The following is a 15,463-nucleotide window of genomic DNA, read 5'->3' as shown; positions in this document are numbered from 1 at the left end:
ACGGCCACATCGGCGTGCCCCGCAACCTCACCGGCCGGGTGGCGACTCGTCCTGGAAGATCCGGGTGACGAGTTGGCCGTCCCGCGTGAGGTAACCGGTCAGCATGCCCTCGCTGCTGTGCGGCGCGTCGAAGGTGCCGGCGCGGTCCAGCGCGATGACCCCGCCGTCGCCGCCCAGCTTCGGCAGCCGCTCGATCAGGACTTGATACGCGGCGGAGGCCACGTCCTTGCCCTTGAACTCCATCAGATCGGAGATCGTCGCGGTGGCCGCGCCGCGGATGAAGACCTCGCCCTGCCCGGTGGCGCTGGCGGCGACGGTGCTGTTCTTCGCGTACGTTCCGGCGCCGATGACGGGTGAGTCCCCGATGCGGCCCGCCATCTTGTTGGTGAGCCCGCCGGTGGAGGTGGCGGCGGCCAGATCCTTCTTCCGGTCGAGCGCGACGGCGCCAACCGTGCCCTTGGTGGCGTCCTTGACGGGCTGCTTGCCCTTGGCCTTCATCAGCTCGTCCCAGCGCCGCTGGGTGTAGAAGTAGTCCTGCGTCACGGGCTTCAGACCCTGCTGGGCCGCGAAGTCGTCGGCGCCCTGCCCGGCCAGCAGCACATGCTTGGTCTCGTCCATCACCAGCCGGGCCGCGGTGATCGGATTGCGTACGTGCTTCACGCCGGCGACCGCGCCCGCCTTCATATCCGAGCCGCGCATGATCGAGGCGTCCAGCTCATGTCCGGCGTCGGCGGTGAAGACCGCGCCCTTGCCCGCGTTGAACAGCGGGTCGTCCTCCAGGACGCGTACCGCCTTCTCCACGGCCTTCGTGCTGCTGCCGCCCGCGTCCAGCACCCGCTGCCCGGCGCGCAACGCCCGCCGCAGACCGTCCCGGTACGCCTTCTCCTTCTCCGGGCTGGTCTCGTCCCGCTTCAGCGCGGTTCCGGCGCCGCCGTGCACGGCGAGCACCACATCGCGTGCGTCCGGCTCCGCCTTGCCGGCGGGCGCGGGTGCGGCTGCCGCAGCGGCGGAACCGGGGGAGTTGTCATGTGTACCGCCCGGTGGGCCGCCACCGTCCCGGGGGACGGCGACGAGTACCACCGCCAGCGTGGTCGCCGCGGCCAGCGCCGGGGTCAGCCACGCTGCGGGATGTACGGGACGCAGGGAACGTACACGTGGACGTAGCCGTATCCGAGCACGCATGCCCATCCTCCTCGGTCCGCGACCTGGGACGCGCGCACCCTACTGCTCCGCACCCCGTTCGCTGTAGAGGGCGTCGATCTCGGCCGCGTACGCCTCGGCCACGGCCTTGCGTTTCACTTTCAGGGACGGGGTCAGCAGCCCGTTCTCCTCGGTGAACTCGCCGTCGACGATGCGGAAGCGGCGGATGGACTCGGCCGTGGAGACCGCCTCATTCGCGTAGTCGACGGCCCGCTGCACGGCGGTGATCAGCTCCGGATCGTCCCGCAGCTCGACGAGCGGGGTGTCGGCGGGCCGCTTGCGCACCCTGAGCCAGTGCGCCACCGCCTCCGGGTCGAGGGTGACGAGTGCGCTCACATAGCGGCGGCCTTCGCCGACGACCATGCACTGCGCCACCGGTGGCCGACTGCGCAGCCGGTCCTCCAGCGGAGCGGGGGAGACGTTCTTGCCGCCGCTGGTGATGAGGATGTCCTTCTTACGGCCGACGATGGTCAGATACCCGTCTTCGTCCAGCTCCCCGAGGTCACCGGTGGCGAACCAGCCGTCGGACAGCACCTCGGCACTCGCCTGCGGCTGGTTCCAGTACGAACCGAAGACGATGCCGCCCTTGATGAGCACCTCGCCGTCGTCCGCGATCCGTACGGCGGTGCCGGGCACCGGGCGGCCGACGGTGCCCGGGCGCGGGCTGAGCGGCGGTGTGACAGTGGCGGCGGCGGTCGTCTCGGTGAGCCCGTAGCCCTCGTAGACGACGATGCCGGCCGCGTAGAAGAAGAGGTTGAGGCGGCGGTCCAGCGGTGAGCCGCCGCTGATGGCGTAGCGCAGTCTGCCGCCCAACTCCTTGCGGACACGCCGGTAGACCAGCAGGTCGTACAGGCCCCAGGCCAGATACAGGCCCGGCGAGGGGCCGTTGCCGGTGCCCAGGAACTTGTGCAGATACGCCTCGCCGAAGCGCACCGCGATCCGGTCGGCGCGGTCGAAGGAGGAGCCGCGCCCCAGCTTCTCGGCCGTCTCTCGCCCGGTGTCGTGGATCTTCTCGAAGAGGTACGGCACCCCGACGACGAACGTCGGCCGGTAGGAGCGCAGTTCGGGGCGGAGTTCGTCGGGCTTGATGCTGGGACAGTGCCCGAACTCGATCCGGGCGTACATGCAGGCGATCTGGATGGTCCGGCCCAGAATGTGCGCGAGAGGCAGGAAGAGCAGCGTCGAGGCCGTCTGGCCGGTGACTTCTTTGAAGACCGGGTGCAGCAACTCGACCGTGTTGGCGGCCTCGGCGTGCAGGTTGCCGTGGCTGAGGACGCAGCCCTTGGGCTTCCCGGTGGTGCCGGAGGTGTAGCAGAGGGTGGCGACGGTGTCGGGGCCGAGGGCCGCGCGGCGCCTGGTCAGCTCCGCATCGGGTATCTCCCGTCCCGCGTCGGCGAGTTGGGCGAGTGCGGACCGTGCGCCCGGGGCCGGGTCGATCTGCCACAGCCGCGGCCGCTGTGGCTGCGCCGCCAGCGCGGGTTCCGCCGTGGCGGCGTGCTCCGCCGTCTCGACGAACAGGAAGGCCGCGCCCGAGTCGCGCAGGATCCACTCGATCTGCTCGGTCGAGGAGGTGGCGTAGACGGGGACGGTCTGGCCGCCTGCCGCCCAGACGGCGAAGTCCAGCACACACCACTCGTAGCGCGTACGGCACATCAGCCCGACCCGCGCTCCGGGCTCCAGCCCGGCCGCGACCAGCCCCTTCGCGGTCTCGGTGACCTCGCGGGCGAAGGCCGCTGCGGACACCGGGAGCCACTCGCCCGCGACTTTGCGGCGGACGACGATCGCGTCGGGTGCCTCGGCGGCGTTGGTGAAGGGGAGGTCGGCGAGGCTGCCGGAGGTGGTGGGCGGAACCAGGGGCTCGGCACGTGCCTCGCGTACGGTGCCGTTCTCCTTGAGCACCTTCACCGGGCCACGTGTTGCCAGGTCGCCGCGCCGTTTCGCTGTCCTGAGGTCTTTCCAGACGCCCATCTTCGGCTCCTGTTCGCGGGTGCCGACGCGCTGCGCTGTGCTGCGCGCGCTTGGTGACAGGACAGTCAACTTACTCGTGCGTAAGGAGAAATCAATGGGCGCGGCAGAGGGAGTTGGGCAAGCTTCATTGGGGGATGCGCCCCGAAGGGGCGCGGGGAACTGCGCGACAAGCCACAAAGCACCCGCAGCCCGCGAGCGTCGGATAGGGGCACCCCCTGACCGGAACAACGGAGGGCGGGGAAGACCCGCCGGACCCGGCGATCCGGATCGCCCCCCGCGGCTCTGTTGCGAACTCCCCGCTCCGGATCGCCGTCATCCACGCCGGGCCGTTACTGACGGCGGCGGCCCATGCGATGTGTGCCCTCGCTGGGATCGGGCCCGCCGAGGATCGGGCCGTTGATGCCGCCCGCGGACCCCCCACAGGCCGCGGGCGGCTGCCCAGCGGTGGCACGGCCCGGGCGTCTGACGGGGAGACGCCCGGGGACTTCCTTCAGAGTGCCCTACACCGGCTCAGCCCAGCAGGGCCGAACGGCCCCTCTCCTGGGCGGATCAGTGCTCGTGCGGTCCGTCGTGGTGCACCGGTCCGTGCGGGGTCGCACAGTGCCCCGCACCGGCCGCAGCGGTCGCGGACAGCGCGTGCGCGCCCGCCGGCAGCCGGTCCGCGGCGTGGTCGATCTGCAGGGTGGTGTGGGTCAGTCCGTGCCGCTCGGCCAGCATCCGGTCCAGGTCGCGGCGCACCCGGTGACAGTCGCCGCCCGGCTCCACCAGGACGTGCGCCGACAGCGCGGGCTCGCCCGAGGTGATCGTCCAGATGTGCAGGTCGTGCACCTCGGTCACCGAGTCGGCCGCGGCCAGTTCGTCGCCCACCTGGTCCGGGTCGAGGCCGACCGGCGCCGCCTCCAGGAAGATCCGGCCGGAGTCACGCAGCAGCCCGTAGCCCGCCTTCAGCATCAGCCCCACCACGAGCAGCGTGGCGATGGCGTCGGCCCGCGCGTAGCCCGTGAGCAGGACGACGAGGCCGGCCACCGCTGTGCCGATGAAGGCGAACAGGTCGTTGAGAATGTGCTGGTAGGCGCCCTCGATGTTGAGCGAGGAGCGGTTCGCCTTGGACAGGAACCAGGTGGCCAGCAGGTTCACCACGATGCCGGCCAGCGCCGTGGTCAGCACCATCCAGCCCGTCACCTCGGGCGGACTGATCAGCCTGCGTATGGCCTCGTAGCCCAGCCAGCCGGCGGCCAGTATCAGGGTGAGACCGTTCGCGTGGGCGGAGAGGATCTCGGCGCGCTTGAGCCCGAAGGTGTAGCCGCCGCGTGCGGGCCGCGCCGACAGCCGCATCGCGACCAGCGCCAGCACGATCGACACCGCGTCGGTCAGCATGTGCGCCGCGTCCGACAGCAGCGCCAACGAGCCCGCCAGTACGGCGATGCCCGCCTCGACGACGATGAACGCGGTGATCAGTGCGAGCGCCATCGACAGCCAGCGGCGGTCGGCCCCGGCGGAGACGCCGTGCGTATGCCCGGCGTGCCCGTGCCCGTGCCCATGGCCGTGGCCCGGCTGTCCCTGGTGGTGCTGGTCTCTCCCGCCCACGTCGGTCCTCCCCATAGATGACTCTCGGCGACCCTCCCGGCCTCCGGCCGGAAGGTGCCCCACCGCCCGTCGGCGACCGTGGTCCGCCGCCCCCTCGCGGTGTCGGGCTGAGTGCAGTGAAACCCACCACGCGCCGAGGGTGCAAAGGCTGCATCGGTGACCGTTGTCAAAACCAACAACACCGCTCTGACCTGCGGTTTCTTTATGATTTCCGTTGTCGTCGCGAGCCTGCGGGCCGACCCGCCCGATACGGTCCGTGCGGCTGCCGCGCCGTCCTGCATCGTGACCACTCCGACTGCTTTCGCAGCGCCCCCGAGCACCGGATCTGAGAGGCTGGCCACAGCCAGTGATCGACAAGAGCGACATGAGCGGTGTGAGTCGAATGGACCGTAGCTCCCAGAATGCCGCTGCCTCCCCGCACGCCTCCGCCTCCCGGCATGCCGCCGTCGAGGCCGCGCTCGCCGGGCTGGACCTGCCGACGAAGGTGGCGCTGCTCGGGGGTACGGACATGTGGTCGGTCGGCCCGGTCGGCGCCGGGGCGGCGCCCGGTTTCGGCAGGCTCGTCCTCTCCGACGGCCCGGCCGGGGTGCGCGGCGAAAACTGGACACCCGAGGACCCCAGCATCGCGCTGCCCTCGCCCTCCGCGATCGGCGCCACCTGGGACACCGAGGCGGCCCGCACCGCCGGGCTGCTGCTCGCCCAGGAGGCCCGCCGCAAGGGCGCCCACGCGGTGCTGGCCCCCACCGTCAATCTGCACCGCACCCCCTACGGCGGGCGGCACTACGAGGCGTACTCCGAGGACCCGCAGCTCACCGGCGTGCTGGGCGCCGCACTCGTCGCGGGCCTCCAACAGGGCGGCGTTGCCGCGACCCCCAAGCACTACGTGGCCAACGACGCGGAGACCGACCGCTACACCGTCGACGTACGTGCCGACGGGCGCACCCTGCGCGAGCTGTACCTCGAACCGTTCGAACGCATCGTGCGCACCGCCCGCCCCTGGCTGGTCATGGCCGCGTACAACAGCGTGAACGGCGTGACGATGAGCGAGCACGACGTGCTCAACAACGGGGTGCTGCGCGCCGAATGGGGCTTCGACGGAGCGCTGGTCTCCGACTGGACCGGCGCCCGCTCCACCCTCGGCTGCGTACGCGGCGGCCTCGACCTGGCCATGCCGGGCCCGGACACCGTCTACGGCGAACATCTGGTCGCGGCCGTCCGCGAGGGCCGGGTGGCCGAGGAGACGGTGGACATGCTCGCCCGCCGGGTGCTGCTGCTCGCCGCCCGCGTCGGCGTCCTGGACGGTGCGCCGCCCGCCGTGCCGGCCGACACGCTGCCCGCACCACTCGACGGGCCCGCCACCGTACGCGACCTGGCCACGCGCTCCTTCGTGCTGCTGCGCAACGAGAACGCCGCGCTTCCGCTCCGGACCGGCGGCCCCGCGGAGTCCGCCGAGGGCGCCGTACGCCGGATCGCCGTCAGCGGACTGCACGCCTCCGCGCCCCGGTTCGGCGGCGGAGGCAGCTCACAGGTCTTCCCCGAACGGGTGGCCACCCCGCTGGACGCGCTGCGTACAGCGGCCGGGGCCGGAACCGACGTGACCTACGAGCCGGGACCCGACCCCCGCTCCCGGCTGGCCCCGGCGTCCGACGCCGACGGCTTCCGGCTGACCGCCGTGCTGCACGGCCTGGACGACGCGGAGCTTGCCCGCGTGGAGCAGCGCGACGGCAGCGTGCGGTGGATGGGCAGCCTGCCGGGCGACGTCTCCTTCGCCGATCTGGGCCGGGTCGAACTGGTCGGCGAGTTCACCCCGCGTCAGAGCGGCACCCACCGGCTCGCGGTGCGCGGCGTGGGCCACTTCCGGCTGGAGGCGGCGGACCGGGTGCTCTACGACGCGGAGCTGCAGGCCGAGAGCGAGGACCCGGCCGCCGCTTTCCTGCACCCTCCGCAGCGGACGTTTCTGCTGGACGCGGAGGCGGACAAGCCACTGCCCGTCCGCCTACTGCACTCCGTCCCCGCGTACGGGGTCGGCGGCCTGTTCGGGCTGGTCTCCTTCGAACTCGGCTACGGCGCGCCTGCCGTCTCCGAACAGGAGCTGATCGAACGGGCGGTGGGTGCGGCGGCCGAGGCGGACTGCGCGGTGGTGTTCGTCGGCACCACGGACGAGTCCGAGAGCGAGGGTGTCGACCGCGATTCCCTCGCCCTGCCGGGCCACCAGGACGAACTGGTGGCCCGCGTCGCCGAGGTCAACCCCCGCACCGTGGTCGTGGTCAACGCGGGCGCCCCCGTGCTGATGCCGTGGCGGAAGGACGTGTCCGCGGTACTGCTGTGCTGGTTCCCGGGCGAGGCGGGCGGCGAAGCCCTCGCCGATGTGCTGCTGGGCGCCGCGGAGCCCGGCGGGCGGCTGCCGACGACCTGGCCGGACGCCGAGGGCGACGTGCCGGTACGCCAGGTCGTACCCGGAAGCGACGGCCAACTGCCGTACGCCGAAGGCCCGTACATCGGCTACCGCGCCTGGAAGCGTGCCGGCTCCGAGCCCGCCTACTGGTTCGGGCACGGGCTGGGCTACACCCGGTGGGAGTACGAGTCGCTGAACATCACCGCGCTGGAGGCCGCCTCCGACGGCGATCCGTACCGCCCCGTCGCCCGGACCACCGTCCGCGTCCGCAACATCGGCCCCCGCGCGGGCCGCGAGGTCGTCCAGCTCTATCTCGGTCCCGAGGGCCCGGACCGCAGGCTGGCGGCCTTCGCCGTGGTCGAGGCCCCGGCAGGCGGCGCGGTCGAAGCACACCTGCAGGTCCCGCTGCGCGTCGCCCAGACCTGGGACGACACCCACGCCACCTGGCACCCGACCCCGGGCCCCCACCACTTCGCCGCCGGCCGCAGCGCCGCCGACATCCGCCTGACGGCCGAACTGGAACTGAAACTCCCGACCTAGAGCGCCCCGAAGGGGCGCGGGGAACTGCGCGACAAGCCACAACCCACCCGCAGCCTGCGAGCATCGGGCAGGGGCACCCCCTCCCCAGAACAGGGGAGAAGGGGTCACCCAGACATGGCGGTCACAGGGGCGCGGAGGCCCCCAGGAGGGCGAAGCGCCGATGGCCTGCCCTCAGCGCCGTACCGAGGCGCGGAATGCGCCCGGGGCCGTGCCGGTGCGCTGGTGGAAGAACTTGGCGAAGTTGGTCGCGTCGGCGAAGCCGAGAGCCGCGGCGATACGCGCCGCGGAGCGGTCGGTGTGCGCGAGGAGGCGCTTGGCCTCCAGGACGACGCGGCGGTCCACGAACTCCTTGGCGCCCAGCCCGACCGCGGCGCGGGTGGCCCGGGAGAGGGTGCGCGGCGAGTAGCCGAGGGCACGCGCGTAGTCGGCGACGCGGCGGGTGCGGGCGAAGTCCTGCTCGACGGCGGCGCGGAACCGGCGGAAGGTGTCCGAGGGCGTGGCCGCGTCGGCCTCCTCGCCGTCCGGCTCCGTCAGCTTGACGAGCCGCAGCAGCAGCACCGCCAGCAGATGGCGCAGCACCTCCGTATGGGCGCTCTGCGCGGGCGGGTGGCGTTCCGCGGCGAACTCGAAGCGCAGGTGGTCGAGGGCGATCCGGACCGCGCGGGCGTGCTCGCCGTACGGGTGCCGGGCCACCGCGCCCGACGCTTCGTCCAGGCCCACGGCCTCCGCCGTCGCCGGGCCGGGGAAGGCGGGCTGGAAGAGGATCAGCGTGCCCTCGGCGTCGTCCAGCTCGTCGTACTGCTGCACCTGCCCGGGGTGTACCCACAGCCAGCCGCCGGCCGGGGTGGTGTGCTCGGTGAAGTCAACGGACTGGCGCAGTGTTCCCGACTCCACGGCGAAGAGCTGGTGGAAGTCCGGCCGCTGCGGGTCCGCCGGCCGCTGACCGGCGCGCGCCATGCGGTCCCGCAACTCGGACAGCGTCATCACTTCGAGGCCCGTGGCCGCGACGCCCGGCGGCGGGGCGTACGGGAGCTCGGGGATCGCGGCGGATGCGGATGCGGTGGACTGTCCGGTTCTCACCATGGCTGGTCGTGACCTTACCTCGCGGGGTGGCCGATGCCCGGTTAGCTTCGAGGTGTCGGCTTTCCGGCAGGGAGAACCCGGCGCGAACAGTGGCGGAAAAATGCCACCCGCGCGGTGTTCCCCTCCCCGCACCCCTCCCTCGTCCGCACAGCGCAACAGGAGTACCACCATGGCGAACATCGCCGTCTTCGGCGCCAACGGCAACATCGGCAGCAGGATCGTCCGCGAGGCGCTGGACCGCGGCCACCAGGTCGTCGCCGTCGTCCGCGACCCCGGCAAGTTCGTCGCCTCCCGGGACGCCGTCACGGTCACCACCGGCGATGTGCTCTCGCCCGAGTCCGTCGCGGCCGTCGGCGGGAACGCGGACGTCGTCGTCAGCGCGGTCGGCGGCAAGGACGGTCCCGGCCATCTGGCCACCATCAGGCCCGCCGCCGAGTCACTGGTCACCGGGCTGCGTTCGCTCGGGGCCGGAGCGCCGTCGCTGGTGTTCGTCGGCGGTGCGGGGTCGCTGCGCAGGCCGGACGGCTCCAGGGTGTGGGACACCGAGGGTCTGCCCGACACGGTGCTCCAGATCATGCACGCGCACGGCGAGGCCCTCGAATACCTGCGCGGTGTGCACGACGTGCGCTGGACCAATATCAGTCCCGCCGCGACGATCGAGCCCGGTGCGCGCACCGGGACCTACCGCATCGGCAAGGACGAGCTCGTCGTGGACGAGAACGGTGAGAGTCACATTTCCATGGAGGACTACGCGGTCGCCGTCCTCGACGAGATCGAGAACCCGAAGCATGTGAGGGAGCGCTTCACCGTCGCCCATTGAGCCTGCGGGCGGGGTGCCCCTTCCGGGGCGACCCCTCCTACTGTGCTTGGGCAGTCTGCTCCCCCAAGCTCTTCGAGCAGGGGGTACCCCCAGAGCGCAGGGTGGGCAAGCGCAGCCCTCACGGGTCAGGGCAACCGTCGATCCAGCGCTGCGCGGCCTTCGGCCGCAATGCGCTCGCGGGCCCACTGGAGGTTCGCCTCCGACAGGTCGCGGCCGGTGGCCATGACGAGGTCCTCGGGGGTGGGCTCGCTGTCGGGGGCGGCGTGCAGGATGGCGTCCGGCGACGTCCCCTCGTAGCGCTGGCGGAACTTGGCGATCCGGCCTTCGGAGTCCACGACTCGCGCCTTTCCGGTGTAGAACGGATGGCTCTCGGAGGAGATCTCCACATCGACGACGGGATATGTGCGCCCGTCGTCCCACTCGATCGTGGTGTCGCTGGTGGCCGTCGAACGCGTCAGAAACGCGTAACCGGCCGCCCGGTCACGGAAGACCACCTCGCGGTATTCGGGGTGAGTATCAGACTTCACAAGTCGCTCCTTCCCCCACGTACAGGGCGCCCCATCCAGGCTACGTCCGCACTCCCGCCGGGGCATCCCGCCTGGTGGTCCGCCCCGCCCTGCGGCCTCGCCCGGAGGGGCCGGTACCTGCGGGTACCCGCAGGCCCGGCGGCCAGTACCGCGGGTACCCGCGGTCTCCGCGGCTCCGAGGTGCGGAGCTCCGGGTCGGGCGAGATGCTGGAGGGTGCGGTCGTCGTCCCCTTCCGGAACGAGGTACGGATGCGCACCAACGACCTGACCAACGAGGTCCTCGCCAATCTGCGGAAGCCGCGCCCCTACCCCGCGGTCACCCTGGTGCTTCCCACCCACCGCACCAAGCCGGACAAGCTGCAGGACCCGGTGCGGCTGCGGAATCTCATCGCCGAGACCGGGCGGCGGCTCGCCGATGATCCGCAGGTCACGGCGGCGGTGCGGGCCGATGTGATCAAGCAGCTGGAGCAGGTCGAGAACGAACTCGACCTGATGTACGCGCTCGACACACTGGTCGTCTTCGCCGCCCAGGGCGAGCACCAGTTCTGGCATCTGACCCGGCGTGCCGACACCGAACGCATCGTCATCAACGACACCTTCCTCACCCGCAACCTCGTCGCGGCCCGGGCCCAGAGCCGCCCGTACTGGGTTCTCACCTTCGACGAGGACACGGCCAGGCTGTGGAGCGGTGCGGGTGAGCAGCTCACCGAAGAGCAGCGCTACGGCTTCCCCGTCGAGCACGAGACCAACGTCTCCGAGCGCGAGCGGGCCTCCCGTACCGGGGTCTACACCACCGGTTACCGCGACGAGGCGGCGCTCCAGCATCTGCGGGACGTGGACGCCGACCTCGCCAAGGTGCTGGAGAACGAGCCGCGCCCGTTGCTGGTGGCCGGGCTCCAGCACGGGCTGACGGCGCTGGCCGACGTGGGCACGCACGCGGCCCGCAACGCGCTGGCCACCGTGCCCAAGGGCGGGCTGGCCAACGCGCGGGCCTCCGTGGTGTACGAGGCCATCGCACCCGCGCGCGACGAGCTCCTCCGGACCCGGGCCGACCGGGCGCTCCGCGACCTCAGCGACGCGATGGGCCGCAAGGAGTTCGTCGCGGGCATCGACGAGGTGTGGCGGGCGGCCCAGGAGGGCCGGCTGGCGCTGCTGGTCGTCGAGGAGACGTACCGGCAGAAGGTGCGGCTGACCAGCGGCCATCTCTCGCCCGCCGCCGACGACGCGGTGAGCGACGAGTCGGGTGAGGTGCGCGATGACATCGTGGACGAGACGGTGGAGTCGGCGCTGTCCACCGAGGCCGATGTGGTCTTCGTGGCCGACGACGCGCTGGCCGAGCACGACCGGATCGCGGGCGTGGTCCGCTACACCTGGGCCGGGTAGGGGCCGGGGGAGCGCCGGGGAGTGAGCGCCCAGGGCCACCAGGGCCGGCAGCCGTGACCCCGCACAGCGGCGAAGCCGCCGCCGCGCCCCCGCGTCGTCTGCTGTGGTACGCGGCGGCGACCTTCGTGTTCGCCGTCGGCATGGCGGGCACCACGCTGCCGACCCCGCTCTACGGCCTCTACCGGCAGGAACTCGGCTTCGGTGAGCTGATGGTGACGGTCGTCTTCGCCGTCTACGCCGTCGGCGTGATCGCCGCGCTGCTGGTCGCCGGTGACTTCTCCGACAAACTGGGGCGCCGGCCGGTGCTGTTCGCGGCGATCGTCCTCTCGGCGGCCAGTGCCGGGTGCTTCCTGCTGGAGGGCGGGCTGCCGTGGCTGTTCGCTGGGCGGCTGTTGTCCGGGTTCGCCGCCGGGCTCTTCAGCGGCGCGGCCACCGCGGCCGTCCTCGAACTGGCGCCGAGCGGCAGCCGGGGCTTCGCCGCGACCGCCGCGAACATGGGCGGACTCGGCTGCGGACCGCTGCTGGCCGGCCTCCTCGCGCAGTACGCGCCCCGCCCGCTCACCCTGCCCTTCGCCGCCCATCTGGCGCTGCTGGCCGTCGGGTTCGCCTGGACGCTGGCGCTGCCGGAGACCGTACGGCGGGACGGCCCGCGGCCCCGGCTGCGGCCGCGCGGGATGGAGGTGCCGCGCGAGGTGCGGCCGGTGTTCGTCCCCGCCGGGCTGGCGTGCTTCACCGGCTTCGCCGTCTTCGGCCTGTTCACCGCGGTCTCGCCGGGCTTCATGACCGGAACCCTGCACATCGGCAATCTGGCGGTCTCGGGCGCTGTCGTCTTCTCCGTCTTCTGCGCCTCGCTGCTCGGCCAGTCGCTGACCGGCCGGATCGGCCCTCCGGTGGCGCTGCCGCTGGGCTGTCTGGGACTGGTCGCCGGCATGGCGCAGGCGGGGCTGTCGCTGGTGGTCAGCTCGCTGGTGCTGCTGGTGACGGGCGCCGTGACCGGGGGAGTCGGGCAAGGGCTCGCGTTCCGTTCGGCCATGGCGACGGTCAGCGCCCGGGCACCCGAGGACCGCCGGGGCGGCACCATCTCGGCGCTGTTCGTCGTCGCCTATCTGGGTATCTCGCTGCCGGTGGTGGGGGTGGGCGCCCTCAGCACCGGGCTCGGGCTGCGCGACGCGGGACTGGTCTTCGCCGCCTGTGTCGTGGTGCTCGCGTCCGGCGTCGGTGCCTGGCTGTGGCGGACCAGAAAGGCGGAGGCGGCGGCGCTCGCCACAAGCGGCTGAGGCTGCTCCGCCGCACCGGAGGGTCGCCTCAACTCCCTTGCACCGTACGGCCGGACACCCCCTTGTCCCCGTCCGGCAGGCGCGTGTAGCGTCCCGCCACGTCAGGACATCCCATGTCCTACGTGTGATCCTTTCCGGCGGCCGAAGGGGCGCTCCGCGATGGCGAAACTGACCAGACAAGACGGCAAGACGCTGTTCGCCGCCTGGCTCGGCTACCTCATGGACGGCTTCGACTTCGTGCTCATCACCCTGGTGCTGACGGAAGTCGCCGACGCCTTCGACCTGTCGACCGTCACCGCTGCCACGCTGGTTTCCGCCGCCTTCATCTCCCGCTGGTTCGGCGGCCTGGCCATCGGCGCGGTGGGGGACAGATACGGCCGCAAACCCGCGATGATCCTCAGCATCGTGCTGTACTCCCTCGGTTCGCTGGCCTGCGGACTCTCCTGGGGCTACTGGTCGATGTTCGCCGCCAGGCTGGTACTCGGCCTCGGCATGGCGGGGGAGTACTCCGCCAGCGCCACCTACGTCATCGAGAGCTGGCCCGTCGCGGCCCGCAACCGCGCCAGCGCGCTGCTCATCTCCGGCTACGCGGTCGGCGCCATCATCGCGGGGCAGGTCTACCGCTTCGTGGTGCCCGCCTGGGGCTGGCGGGCGATGTTCTTCCTCGGCGTCGTTCCCATCGCGCTGGCTCTGTGGATGCGCCGCGGGCTGAAGGAGTCCCACGACTGGGAGCAGGCGCGCGCCGCGGCCGCCGACGGGGCGGATACGGCGAACGTGCCGGCTACCCGGCGGGACTTCGTCACGGTCCTGTACCGCGGCCGCCACGCGCTGCTGAACCACGCCGTCACCGTCGTCGTGGGGGTGAGCCTGTTCCTGCTGTTCACCGAACGCGCCGGGGGCTTCGCCTGGCCGCTCGCCCTGCTCACCGCCGCCGGATTCGTGCTGTTCGCCGCGCAGTTCGCCCGTGGCCGTACGCCGACGATGGTGACGCTGATGATCACCGTCTTCTGCGCGTTCCTCTACTCGTGGCCCATCCAGGCGCTGCTGCCCACCTACCTCAAGAAGGACCTGGACTTCTCCCCGGGAACCGTCAGCGACATGCTGTTCTTCGCCGGGTTCGGGAACGTGGCCGGCTGTGTGCTGGTGGGGTTCCTCGGCGACCGGTGGGGCACCCGGCGCACCTATGTGGCCTCGCTGTGCGTGTCGATGCTCTTCGTGCTGCCGGTCTTCGCCATGGACAGCGGTCAGACGGTCTGGCTCGCGCTGCTGCTGTTCTTCCAGCAGATGTTCGCGCAGGGCATCTCAGGGCTGCTGCCGAAGCTGATCGGCGGCTACTTCCGCACCCCGGAGCGCGCGGCCGGGCTCGGCTTCACCTACAACGTCGGCTCACTCGGCGGTGCGGTGGCGCCCGTGCTGGGCGCCTCACTGGCGGGCGGACACAGCCTAGGGCCGTCCCTCGCCTGGCTGACGTTCTCCCTCACCCTGGTGGTGATCGTGCTGATCGCGGTCGACGCGCCGGCGCGTGCGCAGAGGCTGTTCCGGGCGGACGTTTCGGTCGCGGCCGTCGAACTGCCGCCGGAGCCTCGCTTCCCCCAGCCTCCGGCCGGGAGGTACCCCCAGGGTTCCCGCCGCGACGGCGGGAAGGATTTGGCGGCAGAGCATGATTGATTCGCAGCAGACATGAGTGAGGGGACACCGACCCGATGACCGTCCAGCCCTCGTCCGGACCCGTCACCCCTGACCGTGCAGCCCTCAGCGGTGTGATTCCGCCGTTGTGTACGCCGCTGACCGCACAGCGGGAGCTGGATGTGGGCTCGCTGGAGCGGTTGTGCGGGTTCCTGCTGGACGCCGGGGTCGACGGGCTGTTCGTCAACGGGTCGACCGGCGAACTCGCCTACCACACCGACGAGGTGCGGCTGGCGGCGCTGCGCGTCGTACGGCGGATGGCCGGCGGCTCCGTTCCGGTACTGGTGGGGGCTGTCGACATGACCACCAACCGGGTCATCGCGCAGGCGCGCGCCGCGCGGGACGCGGGCGCGGACGCCGTCGTAGCCACCGTGCCGTTCTACTCGCCCACCCATCCGGGCGAGATGGCCGACCACTTCCGCGCGGTGCGGCAAGCCGTCGAACTGCCGCTGTGGGCCTACGACATCCCCGGCAACGTCCAGCGCAAGCTCCCCGCGCAGGTCGCGGCCGAACTCGCCGCCGACGGGGTGCTCGCCGGCCTCAAGGACAGCAGCGGCGACCTCGACGGGATGCGCACCCTCCTCGAACTCACCGAGGCCAACGGCGCACGCGGCACCGGGTTCGCGGTGCTCACCGGCTCCGAGACGATGGCCGACACCGCCCTCGCCCTGGGCGCCGACGGCATCGTGCCGGGCCTGGGCAACGTGGACCCGCACGGCTTCGTCGCCCTCCACCGGGCGGCGCGGCGCGGCGACGCCAAGGAGGCGGCGGCCGAACAGGCCAGGCTGCGGCGGCTGTTCGCGCTGACCACCGTGGGCGACCCCGCGCGGATCGGCACCTACTCGGCTGCCATCGGCGCATTCAAGGAGGCCCTGCGCCGACGCGGAGTCATCGACACGGCCATCACCCCGCTGCCCATGCGTCCCCTCACGGACGACGAGCGCGCACTGGTCGCCCGCCACCTGGAGGAGGCCGGCCTGGGGCCGGTGTGACCCGG

Annotated in this window: 10 protein-coding genes and 1 pseudogene; 6 read left to right on the top strand and 5 right to left on the bottom strand. The window is 72.0% G+C overall.

Features of this window, described 5'->3' with window-relative positions; translation table 11 throughout:
* Positions 1 to 27: 27 nt before the first annotated feature.
* The 3 genes from ACQEU8_RS05630 to ACQEU8_RS05620 all read right to left on the bottom strand — a co-directional run bounded on the left by ACQEU8_RS05630 (position 28) and on the right by ACQEU8_RS05620 (position 4,770).
* Entirely contained in the window at positions 28 to 1,182 is a 1,155-nt protein-coding gene (locus tag ACQEU8_RS05630; RefSeq protein WP_433097443.1) for an isoaspartyl peptidase/L-asparaginase family protein, read from the bottom strand.
* Positions 1,183 to 1,221: 39 nt separating this feature from the next.
* Positions 1,222 to 3,168 (bottom strand): AMP-dependent synthetase/ligase, encoded by a 1,947-nt coding sequence (locus tag ACQEU8_RS05625; protein ID WP_433097441.1) that lies wholly within the window; start codon positions 3,166 to 3,168, stop codon positions 1,222 to 1,224.
* A 549-nt stretch (positions 3,169 to 3,717) separates the two neighbouring features.
* Positions 3,718 to 4,770, bottom strand: coding sequence for a cation diffusion facilitator family transporter (locus ACQEU8_RS05620; RefSeq protein WP_433097439.1), 1,053 nt, complete (start codon positions 4,768 to 4,770; stop codon positions 3,718 to 3,720).
* Between the two features lie 367 nt (positions 4,771 to 5,137).
* On the opposite strand from ACQEU8_RS05620, the gene ACQEU8_RS05615 reads away from it, so the two are divergent.
* The gene (locus tag ACQEU8_RS05615; protein WP_433097437.1) at positions 5,138 to 7,690 is read left to right on the top strand and encodes a beta-glucosidase family protein; all 2,553 of its coding nucleotides are present in this window, start codon (positions 5,138 to 5,140) and stop codon (positions 7,688 to 7,690) included.
* Between the two features lie 171 nt (positions 7,691 to 7,861).
* Here ACQEU8_RS05615 and ACQEU8_RS05610 read toward each other — a convergent pair whose 3' ends face one another.
* Positions 7,862 to 8,773: an AraC family transcriptional regulator gene (locus ACQEU8_RS05610; protein ID WP_433097435.1), complete on the bottom strand. Its 912-nt coding sequence runs from the start codon at positions 8,771 to 8,773 to the stop codon at positions 7,862 to 7,864.
* A gap of 169 nt (positions 8,774 to 8,942) precedes the next feature.
* Between ACQEU8_RS05610 and ACQEU8_RS05605 the strand changes: the two genes are divergently transcribed.
* On the top strand, positions 8,943 to 9,593 hold the full coding sequence (locus ACQEU8_RS05605; protein WP_433097433.1) for an NAD(P)-dependent oxidoreductase: 651 nt from the start codon (positions 8,943 to 8,945) through the stop codon (positions 9,591 to 9,593).
* A gap of 287 nt (positions 9,594 to 9,880) precedes the next feature.
* On the opposite strand, the pseudogene ACQEU8_RS05600 reads toward ACQEU8_RS05605, so the two are convergent.
* Positions 9,881 to 10,120 (bottom strand): annotated as a pseudogene (locus ACQEU8_RS05600) (type B 50S ribosomal protein L31); the annotation flags it as partial.
* A 204-nt stretch (positions 10,121 to 10,324) separates the two neighbouring features.
* Here ACQEU8_RS05600 and ACQEU8_RS05595 point away from each other — a divergent pair.
* The 4 genes from ACQEU8_RS05595 to ACQEU8_RS05580 all read left to right on the top strand — a co-directional run bounded on the left by ACQEU8_RS05595 (position 10,325) and on the right by ACQEU8_RS05580 (position 15,458).
* The gene (locus ACQEU8_RS05595; RefSeq protein ID WP_433097431.1) at positions 10,325 to 11,503 is read left to right on the top strand and encodes a hypothetical protein; all 1,179 of its coding nucleotides are present in this window, start codon (positions 10,325 to 10,327) and stop codon (positions 11,501 to 11,503) included.
* Positions 11,504 to 11,643: 140 nt separating this feature from the next.
* Positions 11,644 to 12,780 (top strand): MFS transporter, encoded by a 1,137-nt coding sequence (locus tag ACQEU8_RS05590; RefSeq protein WP_433102159.1) that lies wholly within the window; start codon positions 11,644 to 11,646, stop codon positions 12,778 to 12,780.
* A gap of 159 nt (positions 12,781 to 12,939) precedes the next feature.
* On the top strand, positions 12,940 to 14,448 hold the full coding sequence (locus ACQEU8_RS05585) for a sialate:H+ symport family MFS transporter (protein WP_433097429.1): 1,509 nt from the start codon (positions 12,940 to 12,942) through the stop codon (positions 14,446 to 14,448).
* 35 nt (positions 14,449 to 14,483) lie between these two features.
* Positions 14,484 to 15,458, top strand: coding sequence for a dihydrodipicolinate synthase family protein (locus ACQEU8_RS05580; protein ID WP_433097427.1), 975 nt, complete (start codon positions 14,484 to 14,486; stop codon positions 15,456 to 15,458).
* Positions 15,459 to 15,463: the final 5 nt, after the last annotated feature.

This window comes from Streptomyces sp. CA-250714, assembly GCF_050936705.1.
Classification (GTDB): Bacteria; Actinomycetota; Actinomycetes; order Streptomycetales; family Streptomycetaceae; genus Streptomyces.
The sequence above is the reverse complement of the archived record's forward strand: the minus strand, read 5'-3'. Positions and strand labels throughout refer to the sequence as shown.